A 16,991-nucleotide genomic window follows, 5' to 3' on the forward strand; every position below is an offset into this window, starting at 1 on the left:
AGGACAAACACACCAAACATCGGCACACTGTTGAGTTCTCAAAGGACAACCACACACGAATCCCCCGGCCGTTACCGGCCCAGTTCCTCGCGGTGTTTCTCCACCGTACCCGATCCCGTTCCAGGCCGTTTCCGGGGGGTCCCCGTCGGCGCATCCCGGGTCTCGGGAGGCGATCGGTGCCCGGCACGGAGCCGGTGCGATCGCGGTCTTCGACTGTACCCGAGGCTCGAAGCCTCGGTCGGCTCCCGGCCGGCCGCTGGAGCGCGTCCGTTCCCCGGGTGCCCCACCACTGTACGCGACGCCGCGGACGGCGTCGGCACCGCGGGTCAGGTACCGCGTTGCTGCAGGTCGGCGGTGGTCTCGCCCTGCGGGTCGCCCGTGTCCCGCCGGCCGCCGGCCAGGGACCGCAGCATGGCGTTGTACTCGGCGAGCTCGCGGTCGCCGTCGCGTTCGGCCCGGCGGTCGCCCTGCCGTGCCTGGCGCTCGTCCGCGCGGGACCACTGCACGAGCAGGGCGATGAGCACGAGCAGCATCGGCGCCTCGCCGGTCGCCCAGGCCAGCCCGCCGCCCGCGGTCTGGTCGGCGAGGCGGTCGACCCACGGCATCTCGAGCTGCTGGTAAAAGCTCGAGCCGATCACCGTGTTGGAGCTCATGACCGCGATGCCGAAGAAGGCGTGCAGCGGCACCGCGACGAACAGCAGGCCGAGGCGCCCGATGGGCGGCAGCTGCCGCGGGCTCGGGTCGACACCGACGATCGGCCAGAAGAAGAGCAGCCCGACCGCGAGGAAGTGGACATTCATCGCGATGTGGGCCCAGTGGGACTCCAGCGCGGCGTCGAACAGCCCGGAGAAGTACAGGACGTAGAAGCTGCCGACGAACAGCGCCAGCGCGACCAGCGGGTGGCTCAGCACCCGGGCGACCGGCGAGTGCACCGCGGCGAGCACCCACTCCCGGGGCCCGGGTGGCGCCCCCGACCCGGCGGCCGGCAGGGCGCGGAGCAGGAGGGTGATCGGCGCACCGAGCACGAGCAGGATCGGCACCAGCATGTTCAGCACCATGTGCTGGCCCATGTGCACGCTGAACTGGGCGGGCGCGTACCGGCCGATGCCCGACGACGTCACCACCAGCAGGGCGAGGCAGCCGAGCAGCCACGCCGTGGTGCGTCCCGGCGGCCAGCCGTCGCCCCGGGCCCGCAGGCGGCGGACGCCGGCGACGTAGAGCCCCGCCAGGACCAGCGCGAGCGTGCCGAACAGGACGTCGAACCGCGCCTGGGTGACGACGCCCGCGAGGCTGAACGGCGCGTCGATGCCGTAGCCGAGGAGGGCCTCGATGCGGGTGGGCTCGGGTTGCGGCCCGACGGGCGGCGGTGTCCGCCCCAGCGCGACCGCCACCCCGATGGTCGCCGCCATGAGGAGCACCTCGAGGCCGCCGAAGCGCACGAGCGCCGCGGTCTCGCCCCGCTCGATCGCGGGCAGCGAGTGCCGTCGGTGCCAGGCACCGAAGGCACCCAACGCCACGAGCGCAAGGATCTTGACGAGGACGAGGACGCCGTAGGTGCTGGTGACGAGGTCGCCCGGGGAGATGCGCACGAGGGCGTTGAGCACACCGGAGGCGGCGAGCACGATCCAGCAGACCAGCGCGACCGCCGAGAAGCGCCGCGCGGCGAGGGCGGGGTGGCGACCACCGGCGGCGAGGTGGGTCACCACCGCCACGAGCCCGCCGACCCACACCGCGGCCGCGAGCACGTGCAGCAGGAGGCTGTTGGTGGCGACGTCGTGGTCGCTGCCCCCGGCGGAGTGGCCGGTGAGTGCGAGCGGGAGGAGGCCGGCGAGGGCCAGGCCCGCGCCGACGACGGCCCCGCCCCAGCCCAGGACCGCCCGCGTGACCCCCAGCACGACCAGGGCGACGAGGGCGGTCAGCGCCCAGGCGCCGGTGGTCTCGATGCCGGTGACCGCGGTCGCGAGCACGCGCAGGTCGAGCATCGCGCCGACGGGACGCCCGTAGGCGTCGGCCGTGGAGAGCGGGATCATCAGGAGGGCGGCGACCGACCACGCCCCCGCCGCCCACGTCGCCATCCGCACGGCGCGGTAGCCGTCCGCGGTCAGCGAGCCCGACGCGGCGGGCGGGGTGAAGAAGGCGGCGAGCAGCAGGAAGCCGATGGTGACCGCGGCCGCGGCCTGGGAGGCGGCCCGCACGACGGGCAGCGCGTAGACCGTCAGCGGCCCGGGGTCGGGCAGCCCGAGCTGGGCGAACGTCGCCGCGCCCGACAGGGTCGAGAGGGCCAGGGCCACGACCGCCGCCACGGCGAGCACCGGCGCCACCTGCGCGGCGAACAGTGCGCCGGGCGTCGTGGGACGGGCCCGGGCCGGTGCGTCGGCGGGGGTCGGGGTCGGGGAGGCCACGAGCCCAGGGTAGGTCGGGCCCATGCGCGCCGGGGTGCCGCTAGGACCCGTGCTCCGCGCTGCTGCGACGGCACGCCTCGACGTGCAACCAGCGCGCGACCTCGACGAGCTTGAGGTTGGTCTCCTGGGAGGAGCGCACGAGCATTCGGAAGGCGCCCTCGTCGTCGACGCCGAAGCGCTCCATGAGGATGCCCTTGGCCTGGCCGATCGTGTCGCGGCTGTCCACGGCCCTCCGCAGGTGGACGGCCTCCTCGGCCCCGACGAGCAGCACGGCAGCCTCGACCGCGAACAGCGCGGCGGTCGTCCGGGCGTCGCGGTCGAAGGCGCCGGCCCGGGTCGCGTAGAGGTTCAGCGCCACGCTCCGGGGCCCGGGCTGGTAGGCGAGCTGGACCGACAGCATCGCGTGGTAGCCGGCCTCCACGGCGAGGGGGGCGAAGCGGGGCCACCGCCGTCCGTCGGCGCCACCGAGGTCGTCGGCGACGATGGTCCCGCTCTCCGGCGGCTCGTGGAGCGCGCTGATGCACGGCCCCTCGCCGAGGTCGGCCTGCAGCTCGGCGAGCTTCGTGATCGTCGGATCCGTTGTGTGGCGGGACACCACCTCGCCGTGCTCGGTGACCGTGATCCCGCCACCGTCGGCCGCGGGCACGGTCTCGACCGCGGCACCGACGATGTCATCGAGGGTCTGCTCGCGATCGCGGATGCTGCCCCGTCCGGTCAGGTCGCGTGCGGCCCGGCGCAGAGCCACGACCAGCTCTTCCGTGTCCACCTCGTCCCGCTCCCCGAAAGCCACTCGGAGCACACGGTCGCTGTCCGTCCGATGTGCTCGCCACGAGTCTTCTCTGCGCGAGGAGGGAATCAAGGGCAGGTTCCGCGAACGTCGGGTCCGGCGACCCTGGACCTCGTCGGGACCCGTGCCCTGACAGACTGGACGCAGGTCAACTCCACATCGGCCCCCGTAGCTCAACGGATAGAGCATCGGCCTTCTAATCCGACGGTTGCACGTTCGAGTCGTGCCGGGGGCGCCCTTCACCAGGCGTCGGGCTCGAGCTCCGCGGTCATCTCGCGCCAGCTCACGGGCTGCGCGCAGTGCGCGCACGTCAGCCGCGGGGCGGCGTCGTGCCCGCATCCGCGGTGGACGAGCCGCACCGGCGGCACGTCGTTCTCGTACCGGTCGCCCCAGGCCATCAGCGCGACGAGCACCGGGTAGAGATCCGCGCCCTTCGCCGTGAGGCGGTACTCGTGGCGCGGCGGCGCGTCCTGGTAGCGCACCCGCTCGAGCACGCCCTCGTCGGTGAGCACGCGCAGCCGGTCGTTGAGGACGTTCGCCCCGAGGCCGAGCTTGGTGCGGAAGTGCTCGTAGCGCCGCTGTCCCCGGAAGCACTCGCGCAGGACCATCATCGTCCAGCGCTCGCCGATGACGGACCACGTCCTCGCGACAGAGCAGTACACGTCCCCGAGGTCGTCGTGCCGCACGAGGGTCAGCGTAGGACTCTTTTCGAGTCCGAGCAGCTTGCGGGGCTGCCGACGCGGTCGTTACCGTCACATTCGTTGCGAGTCCGACCCGGGAGGCAACCGTGCCCTTCTACCAGTTCACCGTGCCCACCGGCGGCGCCACGCTGGACCACAAGGCCGAGGTCGCCGCGGCGATGACGAAGGTGCACGCGGAGGTCACGGGCGCGCCGAGCGCCTACGTGCACTGCTCGTTCGTCGAGGTCCCGCCGGACAGCATCTTCGTGGCCGGCGAGCCGGTGTCCGGGGCGCGGATGACCGGCATCATCCGGTGCGGGCGCTCCCCGGAGGTCCGGGCCCGCCTGCTGCACGGCCTCGCCGACGCCTGGTGCGAGATCACGGGCGACCGCAAGGAGGACGTCGCCGTCTTCCTGCAGGAGGTCCCGGGCGCGAACGTCCTCGAGGACGGCCGGGTGCTGCCCGAGGCGTCCGACGACCCGGGCGCCATCACCTGAGCCGCTACCACCCGCGCTCCGCGTCCTCCTCCCAGAACGTGCCGGTCGGGCCGTGCACGACGCGGGCGGCGACGCGCACGACGGTGCCGGCGCTGACCTCGACGGGACGGCCGCCGTGGTCGGCCCCGCCGAGACCGGTCGCCGTGTAGCCCGGCTCCACGGCGACGACCACCACCCCGGGCTCGGCTCGCGCGTACTGCACGGTCAGCATCGACACGGCCGCCTTGCTCGCGCCGTAGACGATCGCCGGCACCCGGGAGGCCGGGTGCGCCGGGTCGTGGTTCGCGGCGAACGAGCCGAGGGCGCTGGAGATGTTGACGATCACCGGCTGCGCGGCGCGGCGCAGCAGCGGCAGCGCCGCCTCGGTGACGCGGACGATGCCGGCGACGTTGGTGTCGAGCACCGCCAGCGCGTCCGGCCCGTTGCGCGCGGCCATGGCGATGCCGGCGTTGTTGACGAGCAGGTCGAGGCCGCCCTCCGCCTCGACCTGCGCGAGCGCGGACGCGACGGACGCGTCGTCGGTGACGTCGAGCGCGACGGCGCGGGCGCCGAGCTCCTCGGCGACGGCGCGGCCGCGGACCTCGTCGCGCGCCCCGACGTGGACGGTGTGACCCGCGGCGACGAGCTGGCGGGCGATCTCCCGGCCGAGGCCGCGGGTGGCCCCGGTGACGAGTGCTGTGGTCATGGCCCCGAGACTCGGCGTACCGCGGCGCGGCAGGCAGTCGTCCCGTGGTCGTGGGACCGCCAGGACCAGGACAGCGGGGAGCGGGCGCCGGAGGATGGCGACGTGGAGACCTGGGAGTTCGGGCGCACCGTGCGCCGGTGGCGCGACCGCGTCGCGCCGGACGCGGTCGGGCTGCCCACCGGCGGGCGCCGCCGGGCCGCGGGCCTGCGGCGCGAGGAGCTCGCCGGGCTCGCCGGCATCTCCACCGACTACCTGACCCGCCTCGAGCAGGGACGGACGACGTCGCCGTCGGCGCAGGTCGTGGAGGCCCTCGCCCGGGCCCTGCGGATCGGCGACGAGGAGCGCGACCTCCTCCACCGGCTCGCCGGTCACGCCGCCCCCGGCCACGACGTCGTGCCCGCACGGATCACGCCGAGCGTGCAGCGGCTGCTCGACCGGTTGGACCACACGCCGGTGGCGGTGTTCGACGCGACCTGGACCCTGCTCGTCGCCAACGCGCCCTACGACGCGCTCCTGGGCGCGACGACGGCGTGGCGCGGGCTGGAGCGCAACGCCGTGTGGCGCAACCTCGTCGGCGCGCCGAACCGGGTCGTGCACTCCGCCGGGGAGCTCGCCGACCTGCAGGCCGGCCAGGTGGCCGACCTGCGGCTGACCGCGTCCCGCTACCCCGCGGACCGGGGCCCGCGCCGGCTCGTCGCGGCGCTGCGGGCGCAGAGCCCGCGCTTCGTCGAGCTCTGGGAGCACGGCGAGCCGGTGCCGCGGGGCGAGCCCGCCAAGCGCAAGGTCGTCGACCACCCCGCCGTCGGCCGCCTCACCGTCGACTGCGACGTGCTGTTCGTGGCCACCGACGACGTCCGGCTGCTCGTGTACACCGCCGAGCCGGGGACCGGGGACGCCGAGCGCCTGGCGCTGGCGATCGTGCTGGGGACGCAGGAGCTCGTCGCCCGGACGGACTGACGGCGACACCGACTCGCGAGTAGGTCACACTGGCGGACGACAGGCTCCCCCGTTCGGCGGGGCGGGCGCACGGGGGTCGGAGAGGGATGCCGATGGCGACGATGTCGTTCCGGGACGCGATGTTCCTGCTCGCGGAGTCGCGGGAACGACCGACGCACGTCGGCTCGCTGATGCTCTTCGACCGGCCCGAGGGCGCCGGGCCGGACTACCTCGCCGACCTGCACCGCAGCCTCGTCTCCGGCGACGTCGACGTGGCGCCGCTGTTCCGCCGGCGGGCCACCCGCAGCCTCTCGACGCTGGGCCAGTGGGCGTGGGTCAACGACGACGACGTCGACATCGAGTACCACGTGCGGCTCTCCGCGCTGCCGCGTCCGGGCCGGATCCGCGAGCTGCTCGAGCTGGTGTCACGGCTGCACGGCGGCCTGCTCGACCGCCACCGGCCGCTGTGGGAGTTCCACCTCATCGAGGGCGTGGAGGGCGACCGCTTCGCGGTCTACAGCAAGATCCACCACGCCATGATGGACGGGGTGCGCGCGATGCGGCACCTCGAGAAGGCCTTGAGCACGGACCCCGAGCAGCGTGGGATGGCCCCGTTCTGGGCCGTCGACCCGCGCCCGGGCCGGGCGAGCCGCCGGGTCGGCGAGAAGGCGCCCGCACCCAGCGGCGTCCTCGGCGGGGCGCGCGAGGTCGTCGGTGGTGCGTTGCGCACCGCGGGCACGCTGGTCGAGGGCGTCGGGCAGTCGCTGAACGTGGGGCCGGCCCTGGTGTCGTCGGCCTACCGCGGCCTGGTCGAGCACGACCTGGCGCTGCCGTTCGAGGCGCCGCCGACCATGCTCAACGTCCCGATCACGGGAGCCCGACGCTTCGCGGCGCAGTCGTGGCCGCTCAAGCGCATCCAGCGGGTCCGCGAGCGCACCGGCACGACGGTCAACGACGTCATGCTGGCGATGAGCTCGGGTGCGCTGCGCCGCTACCTCTCCGACCACGACGGGCTGCCCGACAAGCCGCTCGTGGCCGCGCTGCCCGTCGCGCTCGAGGACTCCGGGTCCGGCAACGCGCTCGGCGCCATCCTGGTCAACCTGGCGACGAACGAGCCCGACGCCGCCGAGCGGCTGACGAAGATCCGCCAGTCCGGGCTCGCGGCCAAGGAGAACCTCCAGGGCCGCGACCCCATGACGATCGCCGCGCTCTCCGCCGTGGTCGCCGCGCCGATCGGCATGGGCCTGGTCCCCGGCGCGTCGGCGATCAACCAGGGCTTCAACCTGATCATCTCCAACGTGCCCGGGCCCAAGGACCCGCTGTACTGGGAGGGCGCGAAGCTCGACGGCATCTACCCGATCTCGGTGCCGCTCGACGGCCAGGCGCTCAACATCACCGTCATGTCCTACGCGGACAGCATGGAGATCGGCGTGACCGGCGACCGCCGCGCGGTGCCGCACCTCCAGCACCTGCTCGGCTACCTCGAGGACGCCCTCGTCGAGCTCGAGGCCGTGGCGGACGCCGCGGACGACTGACCCAGCGCGGCGGTGACGTCGCCCAGCGCGTCGTGCACCTGCTCGAACACCGGCAGGCGCGCGGCGTAGGTCGCGGCGTCGGCGCCCGGACGCAGCGTCTCCTCGAGGGGGATGCGCTCGGCGGCGTCGACGAGCGCGTCCGCGCCGGGCGGGAGCAGGCCGACCGCCTGCATCCCGAGCAGCGCGGCACCGAAGGCCGAGCCCTGGTCGACCGTCGGGAACCCGACGGGCAGGTCGAGGGTGTCGGTCAGCAGCCGGCGCCAGAGGTCGCTGCGGGCGAAGCCGCCGGTGGCGCGCACCTCGTCGACGGCGAGGCCGGCCTCGCGCAACGAGTCCAGCACGAGGCGCAGCTGCAGGCACACGCCCTCGAGCAGGGCGCGGGTGACGTGTCCGGGCCCGTGGCGGTGGTGCAGGCCGACGAGCGCGCCGGCGCCCCCGACGTCCCAGTGCGGCGCGCGCTCGGGCAGCAGGTGCGGCATCGCCAGCAGCCCGTCGGCGCCCGCGGGGACGTCCGCGGCCGCGGCGAGCAGCTCCTCCACCGGCCGGCCGAGCGTCTCGCGAGCCCAGTCGAGCACGAGCCCGCCGTTGGTGACGGCCCCGCCGACGACCCAGCGCCCGTCGGCGAGGCCGTAGCAGAACGCGCGCCCGCGGGGGTCGACGGCGGGACGCTCGACGGTGACGCGCAGGGCGCCGCTCGTGCCGATCGAGCAGGCGGCGACCCCGGGCCGGACGGCGCCGACGCCGAGGTTGGCCAGCGGTCCGTCGCCCCCGCCGGCCACCACCGGGACGCCGGTGGGCAGGCCCCAGCCGCGCTCGCGCAGGTGCCCGACGACAGTGGTCGGCGCGACCGGGTCGCCGAGCGCGGCGGCGGTGACGCCGGCGATCTCCAGGGCCTCGGGGTCCCAGGTGCCGGTGGCGACGTCGAGCAGTCCGGTGCCCGACCCGCACGAGGTGTCGGCGACGCGGGCGGCGGCGGCGCGGGCGAGCACGAGCTCCTTGATCCCGCCCCACGTGTGCGCGGCGGCGTGCAGGCTCGGGCGCGCCCGGCGCAGCCAGGCGAGCTTGACCATCGGGCTCATCGGGTGCACGGGGGTGCCGGTGCGCCGGTGCAGCGCGAGCGCCCCGTCCCGGGCCCGCAGCTCGCGCGCGACGTCGCTCGCGCGGCTGTCGGCCCACGTGATCAGCGGCCCGATCGGGTCGCCGCCCGCGTCGAGCGCGAGCAGCCCGTGCATGGCCGAGCTGAACGAGACCGCGGCCACCCGGGCGGGGTCGACGTCCGCGACGGCGTCGCGCACGGCGTCGCCGACCGCCTCGTACAGCGCCTCGGGATCCTGCACCGCGGCGCCGGGCTCGGGCTCGTCGAGGTGGTGGGGCGCCTCGCCGCTGCCGTGCTGGTCGCCGCGCGCGTCGAACGCGACGGCCTTGGTGGCGGTGGTGCCGACGTCGACGCCGAGGACGAGGTCGGGCCTGCTCATCGGACGATCTCCCGCACCTCCGCAGGGCCGACCTGCGTGCCGGGCCGGGCGCACCTAGGCTGCTCCGCGGAGGCGTCAGGGTGCCTGGTGGCCCCCGCGGTCTTCAACACCGTAGTGGTCGAGCATCTCGGCCAGGCGGGTTCGATTCCCGTCCGCCTCCGCCACAACCTCGATCTCCCTCCTCACCAGCACGGAGGAACCACCACGTGGGTGCTCGTACCTGGCTCGGCGAGTGGCCGCTGTTCCGGCAGGCCACCGGTCCGGACCCCCTCGCGCGCGGCGCGGCCGTCCAGTCCCCCCGGACCCAGGCCCTCGAGCCGCGGACCGCGGACGCCGACGAGGTCGTCAAGTCGGTCTGCCCGTACTGCGCGGTGGGCTGCGGTCAGAACATCTACGTGCGCGACGGGCGCGTCACCCAGATCGAGGGCGACCCCGACTCGCCCATCAGCCGCGGGCGCCTGTGCCCCAAGGGCTCGGCGTCGACGTCGCTGGTCACGTCGCCGTCGCGGGTGACGTCGGTGCGCTACCGGCGCCCGTACGGCACCGAGTGGGAGGACCTCGACCTCGACACGGCCGTCGACATGATCGCCGACCGCGTCATCGACGCCCGCCGCCGCGGCTGGCAGGACACCGACGACGAGGGCCGCGTCCTGCGGCGCACCCTGGGCTTCTCGAGCCTGGGCGGCGCGACGCTGGACAACGAGGAGAACTACCTCATCAAGAAGCTGTTCTCCGCCCTGGGCGCGATCCAGGTGGAGAACCAGGCGCGTATTTGACACAGCGCCACCGTCCCCGGTCTGGGGACCAGCTTCGGTCGTGGCGGCGCCTCGAACTTCCAGCAGGACCTCCAGCACAGCGACTGCATCGTCATCGAGGGCTCCAACATGGCGGAGGCCCACCCGGTGGGCTTCCAGTGGGTCATGGAGGCCAAGAAGCGCGGCGCGACGATCATCCACGTCGACCCGCGGTTCACGCGCACCAGCGCGGTGGCCGACCTGCACGTCCCGTTCCGGGCGGGCGCGGACATCGCGTTCCTCGGCGGGCTGATCCACTACGTGCTGGACAACGAGCTCGACTTCCGCGACTACGTCACCACGTTCACGAACGCGGCCGAGCTGGTCGGCGAGGACTTCGTCGACGGTGACGTCACCGGCCTGTTCTCCGGCTACGACCACGAGACCGGGCGCTACGACCCGATCTCGTGGCAGATGGACGGCGCGGGCTACGAGGCGCCGGCGGCGGGCCAGCGCGACCACTGGGAGGCCGAGCTGCGCGAGCACCACGCCGCGCATGCCTCGGACACCGCCGGCGGCGCGGGCGAGCAGGCCCACGCCCCGTCCGCCCCGGAGCGCGACGACACGCTGCAGCACCCGCGCTGCGTGTACCAGGTGCTCAAGCGGCACTACGCCCGCTACACGCCGTCGGCCGTCTCGGCGGTGTGCGGGATGAGCACCGAGCAGTTCCTCGCGGTCGCTCGCGCGATCACGGCGAACTCCGGGCGCGACCGCACGACGGCGTGGGTCTACTCGGTGGGCTGGACGCACCACACCGTGGGCGCGCAGTACATCCGGGCGGCCTCGATCCTGCAGGCGCTGCTGGGCAACATGGGCCGGCCGGGCGGGGGCATCCTGGCCCTGCGCGGGCACGCGTCGATCCAGGGCTCGACCGACATCCCGACGCTCTACGACCTGCTGCCGGGCTACATCCCGATGCCCAACGCGCACCTGCACGAGGACCTGCAGAGCTTCCTCGACGCGGACGCGGCGAAGACGGGCTTCTGGGGCCACATGGACGCCTACCTCGTCAGCCTGCTCAAGGCCTGGTGGGGCGACGCGGCGACGCCGGAGAACGACTTCGCGTTCGGCTACCTGCCGCGACTGACCGGCAACCACGGCACGTACGGCATCGTGCGCGACCAGATCGACCGTAAGACCTACGGCTACTTCCTCGTCGGCGAGAACCCGGCGATCGGGCACGCCAACGGCAAGATGCAGCGCCTCGGTCTCGCGAACCTCGAGTGGCTCGTCGTGCGCGACATGCAGATGATCGAGTCGGCCACGTTCTGGCAGGACGGCCCGGAGATCGAGACCGGCGAGCTGCGCACCGAGGACATCGGCACCGAGGTGTTCTTCCTGCCGTGCGCGAACCACACCGAGAAGTCGGGGACGTTCACCAACACCCAGCGGCTGCTCCAGTGGCGCCGGGAGGCGGTGCACCCGCCGGGCGACGCCCGCTCGGAGCTGCACTTCTACTTCCACCTCGGGAAGAGGATCCGGGAGAAGCTGGCCGCGTCGACCGACGAGCGGGACCGTCCGCTGCTCGACCTCACGTGGGACTACCCGACGTTCGGCGTCCACGACGAGCCGGACCCGGAGTCGGTGCTGGCCGAGATCAACGGCTTCGACGCCGACGGCAACCACCTCTCGAGCTACACGCAGATGCGCGCCGACGGGTCGACCTCGGGCGGCTGCTGGATCTACACCGGGGTCTACAAGGACGGGGTCAACCAGGCCGACCGCCGCAAGCCCGGCTCCGAGCAGGACTGGGTGGCGTCGGAGTGGGGCTGGGCCTGGCCGGCGAACCGGCGCACGCTCTACAACCGCGCGTCGGCCGACGCCGACGGGAAGCCGTGGAGCGAGCGCAAGGCCTACGTGTGGTGGGACGCCGACGCCGGCTCCTGGACCGGCCACGACATCCCCGACTTCGAGGCCACGAAGGCGCCGAGCTACCGGCCGCCGGAGGGCGCGCAGTGCGAGGACGCGCTGGCCGGCACCGACGCGTTCATCATGCAGGCCGACGGCAAGGCGTGGCTCTACGCGCCGACGGGCCTGGCCGACGGGCCGATGCCGACGCACTACGAGCCCGTCGAGTCGCCGGTGGCCAATCTGCTGCACGACCAGCGGGACAACCCGGCGCGCGAGGACATCGACCGCGCCTGGAACCGGCTGAACCCGGCGATGTCGGAGACGTATCCCTACGTCTTCCTCACCTACCGGCTCACCGAGCACCACACGGCGGGCGGCATGAGCCGTTTCCTCGGCTACCTCTCGGAGCTCCAGCCGGAGTTCTTCTGCGAGGTCTCCCCCGCCCTGGCCGCGGAGCGCAACCTCGAGCACCTGGGATGGGCGACGCTGATCTCGGCGCGCACCGCGATCGAGGCCCGGGTGGTCGTGACCGAGCGCATGAAGCCCCTGCGGATCGGGGACCACGTCGTCCACCAGATCGGACTGCCCTACCACTGGGGGTCCAACGGCCTGTCCGTCGGCGATCCGGCGAACGACCTGCTGGGCGTGGTGATGGATCCGAACGTGCACATCCAGGAGTCGAAGGTCGCGACCTGCGACATCCAGCCCGGGCGTCGACCCCGCGGGCCCGCGCTGCTCGATTTCGTCGAGTCCTACCGGCGCAAGGCCGGCGTGGAGCCAGGGGGCATCGTCTAGTGACCAACGTGTTCGACGCGTTCTCCGGGGCCGCGACGTCGCTGACCGGGCCGTTGCCGGACCCGTCGACCGACGCGGGCTGGTCGGCGGAACACCCGAAGCGGGTCGGCTTCTTCACCGACACCTCGGTGTGCATCGGCTGCAAGGCCTGCGAGGTGGCCTGCAAGGAGTGGAACCTGGTGCCCGACGACGGCACCGACGCCTCCGACACCTACCGGCTGACCGGGATGTCCTACGACAACACCGGTGATCTCGGGTCGTCGACGTGGCGGCACGTCGCGTTCATCGAGGACGTCCGGCCGCACGGGTCGGCGACGCCCGCGCACGGGGGCCAGCAGACCGGGTTCCTGCCCGAGGGGCTGCCCGCCGTCTACGGCAACGGGTCCTCCTCGCCGCGCGACGCGGTTACCGAGCCGCCCGGCGGGGGGACCGTCGACCTGCTCGCGCTGCTGCCCGACGGCGGTGCCCACGGCCAGCAGACCCCCGACGACGAGCGCGACGTGCGCTGGCTGATGGCCTCGGACGTCTGCAAGCACTGCACGCACGCCGGCTGCCTGGACGTCTGCCCCACGGGCGCGCTGTTCCGCACGGAGTTCGGCACGGTCGTCGTGCAGGACGACATCTGCAACGGCTGCGGCTACTGCGTGCCGTCGTGCCCCTACGGCGTCATCGACGTCCGCGAGTCCGACGGCGGCGCCCACAAGTGCACGCTGTGCTACGACCGCCTCGGCGAGGGCCTCGAGCCCGCGTGCGCCAAGGCGTGCCCGACGAAGTCGATCCAGTTCGGCGACCTCGACGAGCTGCAGGCCGCCGCCGACGCGCGGCTGGCCGAACTGCACTCGCGCGGGGTGCACGAGGCGCGGCTCTACGGGCGCGACCCCGACGACGGCGTCGGCGGCGACGGCGCGTTCTTCCTGCTGCTCGACGAGCCGGAGGTCTACGGCATGCCGCCGGACCCGGTGGTCACCACCCGCGACCTGCCCGAGATGTGGCGCAACGCCGCGCTGACCGCGGTCGGCCTCGGCGCGGCGGTCGTGGCGGCGTTCTGGGGAGGTCGGCGCTGATGGGGCACGACACCAACACCGAGATGCCCGAGCGCTACCGGGGACGCGGCCGCGGCGGCAACCGCGAGCAGCTGCAGGTGCCCGAGGCCGAGTTCCGGTCGTACTACGGGCGCCCGATCATCAAGGCGCCGGTGTGGAAGAACCCGGACGTCCCGCTGTACCTGTTCCTCGGCGGGCTGGCCGCGACGTCGGCCGGGCTGGGCGCGATGGGCGGCGCGACCGGCCGGCCCACCCTGCGCCGGACCGGCCGGCTCGCGGCCGCGGGCGGGGCGATCGGCGGCACGGTGTTCCTGGTCCACGACCTGCACCGGCCGTCGCGGTTCCTGCACATGCTGCGCGTGTTCAAGCCGACGTCGCCGCTGTCGGTGGGCACGTGGATCCTCTCGCCGTTCGCGACGTTCGCCGCCGCCACCGCGGCCGCCGAGATCGCCGAGCCGGTGCTGCGCCGCCGGGGTGCCCGCGGTCTCGCCCGGCTGCTGCGGCGTGCCGGGGACGCGTCGGGGGTCGCGTCGGCGGTGGTCGGGCCGGCGCTCGGCACCTACACCGCGGTCCTGTTCTCCAACACGGCGGTGCCGACGTGGCACGAGGCGCACCGCCACCTGCCGGTCGTGTTCGCCGGCAGTGCGGCGGCGGCCGGCGGCGGCATGGGCCTGGTCGGGGCGTCGGTGCGCGACAACGTGCCCGCGGCGCGGCTGGCCGTGGCGGGCGCCGCGGTCGAGCTCGTGGCGGGCGAGGTGATGGAGCGCCAGCTCGGACTGCTCGGCGACGTGTACCAGAAGGGGCGGGCGCACACGCTCATGCGCGCGTCGAAGGCGTGCCTGGCGGCCGGGGCCGTCGGGACGGTGCTGGGGCGGCGGCGCCGCTGGTCGGCGGCGCTGTCGGGCCTCGCCCTCATGGCCGGCTCGGCGCTGACGCGCTTCGGGGTGTTCGACGCCGGGATCGCGTCGGCCAACGACCCCGCGCACATCGTCGTCCCCCAGCGCGAGCGGATCCGTCGCCGGCAGGAGACGACGGCCACCCCCTCCGACCGGACCACGCCCCCGGACCGCGCCTTCGCCTGAGCGTGCCCTGCTCCCCCACGGGGAACCCGCGCGCGTGGCGGACACACGGGTCGGGACGCGACGGACCGGACCGCCGCCCTGGGCGGTGCTGCTCGGCTTCGGCGCGCTCGTCGTCGCGGGGCTGCTCTGGGCGAAGTGGGCGCCGTACTGGACCAAGCTCCCGTCGGTGGCGGGCTCGCACTCGCTCGGGCCGTCGATCCTCACCGGCGGGGCGTCCGCCACGCCGGGGGTGTCGCTCTCGGCGGGGCTGCGCTTCGCGGGGACCTACTTCCTCGCGATCTGGCCCGCGCTGGTCGTCGGTCTCGTCCTCGCCGCGGCGGTGCAGACGGCGTTGCCGTCGGCGTGGGTCACCCGGCTGCTCGGGTCGGGCGTGCGCGGCGGCGTCCGCGCGAGCGCGCTCGCCCTGCCGTCGCTGATGTGCTCGTGCTGCGCGGCGCCGCTGGCGGTGGGGTTGCGCCGGCGGGCCGCCGACCTCACCGCCACGCTCGCCTACTGGCTGGCCAACCCGGCGCTGAACCCCGTCGTGCTCGCGTTCTGCGCGTTCGTGCTGCCCTGGCCGTGGACGGTGCTGCGCGCCGCGGCCGGGGTGGCCGTCGTCGCGGCGGCGGTGGCGCTGGGCCGGTGGTGGGCGCGGCGCTCCCCCGAGGCCGTCGTGGACGCGGCGGACGTCGTGCCGGGCGAGGAGGCCGGGACCGACGACCGGCCGCTGGTCGTGCGGTTCCTGCGGGCGCTGGGCGGGGTCACGGTGCGGCTCCTGCCCGAGTACCTGCTGCTCGTCGTCGCGCTCGGGGCGTTCCGGGGCGTGCTGTTCCCGCTGTCGTCGACGCTGGTCTCCGGAACCGGGCTGGTGCTCCTCGTGGTCGGCGTGGTCGTGCTCGCGGTGGCCGGGACGCTGCTGCCGATCCCGACCGGCGCGGAGGTCGCGGTGGTCGCGGCCCTGCTCGCCGTCGGCGTCGCCGGGCCGCTCGCCGCACCGCTGCTGATCACCCTGCCGGCGCTGAGCCTGCCCTCGCTGCTCATGGTGCGCTCCGCGTTCCCGCGGCCGCTGCTGGCGGCCGTCACCGGCGCCGTGGCGGGGGTCGGCGTGCTGACGTCGGTGGTCGCGCTCGCCGTCGGGCTGTGAGCGCAGAATGGGCGCGATGACCGACGATCACCGCCGGCGGGTGCCGCGCACGGACGCCGTGCTCGCCGACGCGCGCCTCGGGCCCGCGCTGGCCACGCTGGGGCGGGCGCGGGTCAAGGAGGTCGTCGTCGCGGCGCAGGGCCGCGCGCGGGCCGGGGAGATCGCCCCGGAGGCCGTGGCCGACGAGGCCGTGGCGTCGCTGCCGCCCACGGCGGCGTCGATGCGGCCGGTCGTGAACGCCACCGGCGTCCTGCTGCACACCAACCTCGGGCGGGCGCCGCTCTCGGCCGCGGCGCGCACCGCGCTCGACGCCGCCGCGGGCACCACCGACGTCGAGCTGGACCTGGCCACCGGCGGGCGCGGGCGTCGCGGGGCGGGCGCGATGGCGGCCCTGGCCGCGGCCGTGCCCGACGCCGGCGGGGTGCACGTCGTGAACAACGGGGCGGCAGCGCTGATCCTGGCCGCGACGGTGCTCGCCGCGGGGCGGGAGATCGTCATCGCCCGCGGCGAGATGGTCGAGATCGGCGACGGGTTCCGGCTGCCGGACCTCCTGGAGTCCACCGGCGCGCGGCTGCGCGAGGTCGGGACGACCAACCGCGTGCGGGTCGACGACTACGCCGCGGCGGTCGGCCCGCAGACCGGCATGGTCCTCAAGGTCCACCCGTCGAACTTCGTGGTCACGGGCTTCACGTCGTCGGTGCCGGCGGGCGCGCTGACCGGCCTGGGCGTTCCCGTCGTCGCCGACATCGGCTCCGGGCTGCTCGCGCCCCACCCGCTGCTGCCCGACGAGCCGGACGCCGCGACCGAGCTGCGGGCCGGGGTGCCGCTGGTGACGGCGTCGGGCGACAAGCTGCTCGGCGGGCCCCAGGCGGGCCTGCTGCTCGGCGACGCCGACCTCGTGCACCGGCTGCGGCGCCACCCGTTGGCCCGGGCGCTGCGCGTGGACAAGCTGACGCTCGCCGCGCTCGAGGCGACGCTGCGCGGGCCCCTGCCCCCGGTGCGGGCGATGCTCGAGACCGATCTGGCCTCGCTGCACTCGCGGGCCGCCGCGCTGGCCGAGCGGATCGGCCCGCCGGCGTCGGCCGTCGACTGCGCGGCGCAGGTCGGGGGCGGCGGCGCCCCCGGGGTGGAGCTGCCGAGCGCGGGGGTGGCGCTGCCCGCGTCGCTGGCCGGGCCGTTGCGTCTCGGGTCCGACCCCGTCGTGGCGCGCGTCGAGCAGGGCCGGTGCGTGCTCGACCTGCGCTCGGTGCCTCCGGAGGCGGACGACGTGCTGGCCGGGGCGGTGCGGGCGGTCCTGCGGTGAGGG

Annotated in this window: 13 protein-coding genes and 2 tRNA genes; 10 read left to right on the forward strand and 5 right to left on the reverse strand. The window is 74.7% G+C overall.

Translation table 11 applies throughout. The annotated features are described in order from the left end of the window. Positions 1-326 precede the first annotated feature (326 nt). Together ABD994_RS09485 and ABD994_RS09490 are read right to left on the reverse strand one after the other, a co-directional pair. Entirely contained in the window at positions 327-2,426 is a 2,100-nt protein-coding gene (locus tag ABD994_RS09485) for a bifunctional copper resistance protein CopD/cytochrome c oxidase assembly protein (RefSeq protein WP_425550045.1), read from the reverse strand. A gap of 16 nt (positions 2,427-2,442) precedes the next feature. Beyond that, on the reverse strand, positions 2,443-3,168 hold the full coding sequence (locus tag ABD994_RS09490; RefSeq protein ID WP_345413432.1) for a GAF and ANTAR domain-containing protein: 726 nt from the start codon (positions 3,166-3,168) through the stop codon (positions 2,443-2,445). 183 nt (positions 3,169-3,351) lie between these two features. Between ABD994_RS09490 and ABD994_RS09495 the strand changes: the two genes are divergently transcribed. Continuing rightward, positions 3,352-3,424: transfer RNA gene (locus ABD994_RS09495), tRNA-Arg, on the forward strand. A gap of 4 nt (positions 3,425-3,428) precedes the next feature. Here ABD994_RS09495 and ABD994_RS09500 read toward each other — a convergent pair. Next, positions 3,429-3,875 (reverse strand): winged helix-turn-helix transcriptional regulator, encoded by a 447-nt coding sequence (locus ABD994_RS09500; RefSeq protein WP_345413434.1) that lies wholly within the window; start codon positions 3,873-3,875, stop codon positions 3,429-3,431. A gap of 101 nt (positions 3,876-3,976) precedes the next feature. On the opposite strand from ABD994_RS09500, the gene ABD994_RS09505 reads away from it, so the two are divergent. Further along, entirely contained in the window at positions 3,977-4,366 is a 390-nt protein-coding gene (locus tag ABD994_RS09505) for a tautomerase family protein (RefSeq protein ID WP_345413436.1), read from the forward strand. Positions 4,367-4,370: 4 nt separating this feature from the next. On the opposite strand, the gene ABD994_RS09510 is transcribed toward ABD994_RS09505, so the two are convergent. Next, positions 4,371-5,051: an SDR family NAD(P)-dependent oxidoreductase gene (locus ABD994_RS09510; RefSeq protein WP_345413438.1), complete on the reverse strand. Its 681-nt coding sequence runs from the start codon at positions 5,049-5,051 to the stop codon at positions 4,371-4,373. Between the two features lie 102 nt (positions 5,052-5,153). Here ABD994_RS09510 and ABD994_RS09515 point away from each other — a divergent pair, with 102 nt between their 5' ends. Both ABD994_RS09515 and ABD994_RS09520 read left to right on the forward strand, forming a co-directional pair. Further along, on the forward strand, positions 5,154-6,008 hold the full coding sequence (locus ABD994_RS09515; protein ID WP_345413440.1) for a helix-turn-helix transcriptional regulator: 855 nt from the start codon (positions 5,154-5,156) through the stop codon (positions 6,006-6,008). A gap of 92 nt (positions 6,009-6,100) precedes the next feature. Next, on the forward strand, positions 6,101-7,522 hold the full coding sequence (locus tag ABD994_RS09520; RefSeq protein ID WP_345413444.1) for a WS/DGAT/MGAT family O-acyltransferase: 1,422 nt from the start codon (positions 6,101-6,103) through the stop codon (positions 7,520-7,522). On the opposite strand, the gene ABD994_RS09525 is transcribed toward ABD994_RS09520, so the two are convergent. After that, positions 7,465-8,997, reverse strand: coding sequence for a gluconokinase (locus tag ABD994_RS09525; RefSeq protein ID WP_345413446.1), 1,533 nt, complete (start codon positions 8,995-8,997; stop codon positions 7,465-7,467). The genes ABD994_RS09520 and ABD994_RS09525 overlap by 58 nt on opposite strands. Before the next feature lie 68 nt (positions 8,998-9,065). Here ABD994_RS09525 and ABD994_RS09530 point away from each other — a divergent pair. The 6 genes from ABD994_RS09530 (at position 9,066) to selA (ending at position 16,988) form a co-directional block, all read left to right on the forward strand. Then, positions 9,066-9,161, forward strand: a tRNA-Sec gene (locus ABD994_RS09530). A gap of 42 nt (positions 9,162-9,203) precedes the next feature. Further along, positions 9,204-12,437 carry a formate dehydrogenase gene (gene fdh / locus ABD994_RS09535; RefSeq protein ID WP_345413448.1) on the forward strand — a complete coding sequence of 1,078 codons (3,234 nt, stop codon included), beginning with the start codon at positions 9,204-9,206 and terminating at the stop codon, positions 12,435-12,437. Beyond that, positions 12,437-13,501, forward strand: coding sequence for a 4Fe-4S dicluster domain-containing protein (locus ABD994_RS09540; RefSeq protein WP_345413450.1), 1,065 nt, complete (start codon positions 12,437-12,439; stop codon positions 13,499-13,501). The genes fdh and ABD994_RS09540 overlap by 1 nt, the downstream gene beginning before the upstream one ends. Next, positions 13,501-14,562, forward strand: coding sequence for an NrfD/PsrC family molybdoenzyme membrane anchor subunit (nrfD, locus tag ABD994_RS09545; protein WP_345413452.1), 1,062 nt, complete (start codon positions 13,501-13,503; stop codon positions 14,560-14,562). Before ABD994_RS09540 ends, nrfD begins: the two co-directional genes overlap by 1 nt. 34 nt (positions 14,563-14,596) lie before the next feature. Beyond that, entirely contained in the window at positions 14,597-15,685 is a 1,089-nt protein-coding gene (locus ABD994_RS09550) for a permease (RefSeq protein ID WP_345413454.1), read from the forward strand. 16 nt (positions 15,686-15,701) lie between these two features. Next, entirely contained in the window at positions 15,702-16,988 is a 1,287-nt protein-coding gene (selA, locus tag ABD994_RS09555; RefSeq protein ID WP_345413456.1) for an L-seryl-tRNA(Sec) selenium transferase, read from the forward strand. Positions 16,989-16,991 lie beyond the last annotated feature (3 nt).

The organism is Actinomycetospora chlora (genome assembly GCF_039542135.1).
In the GTDB taxonomy this organism is placed as follows: domain Bacteria; phylum Actinomycetota; class Actinomycetes; order Mycobacteriales; family Pseudonocardiaceae; genus Actinomycetospora; species Actinomycetospora chlora.

Coding starts and splice junctions, on each gene's coding strand:
- ABD994_RS09485 (WP_425550045.1), bottom strand. CDS start 2,426: ATGGGCCCGACCTACCCTGGGCTCGTGGCCTCCCCGACCCCGACCCCC.
- ABD994_RS09510 (WP_345413438.1), bottom strand. CDS start 5,051: ATGACCACAGCACTCGTCACCGGGGCCACCCGCGGCCTCGGCCGGGAG.
- ABD994_RS09520 (WP_345413444.1), top strand. CDS start 6,101: ATGGCGACGATGTCGTTCCGGGACGCGATGTTCCTGCTCGCGGAGTCG.
- ABD994_RS09525 (WP_345413446.1), bottom strand. CDS start 8,997: ATGAGCAGGCCCGACCTCGTCCTCGGCGTCGACGTCGGCACCACCGCC.
- nrfD (WP_345413452.1), top strand. CDS start 13,501: ATGGGGCACGACACCAACACCGAGATGCCCGAGCGCTACCGGGGACGC.
- selA (WP_345413456.1), top strand. CDS start 15,702: ATGACCGACGATCACCGCCGGCGGGTGCCGCGCACGGACGCCGTGCTC.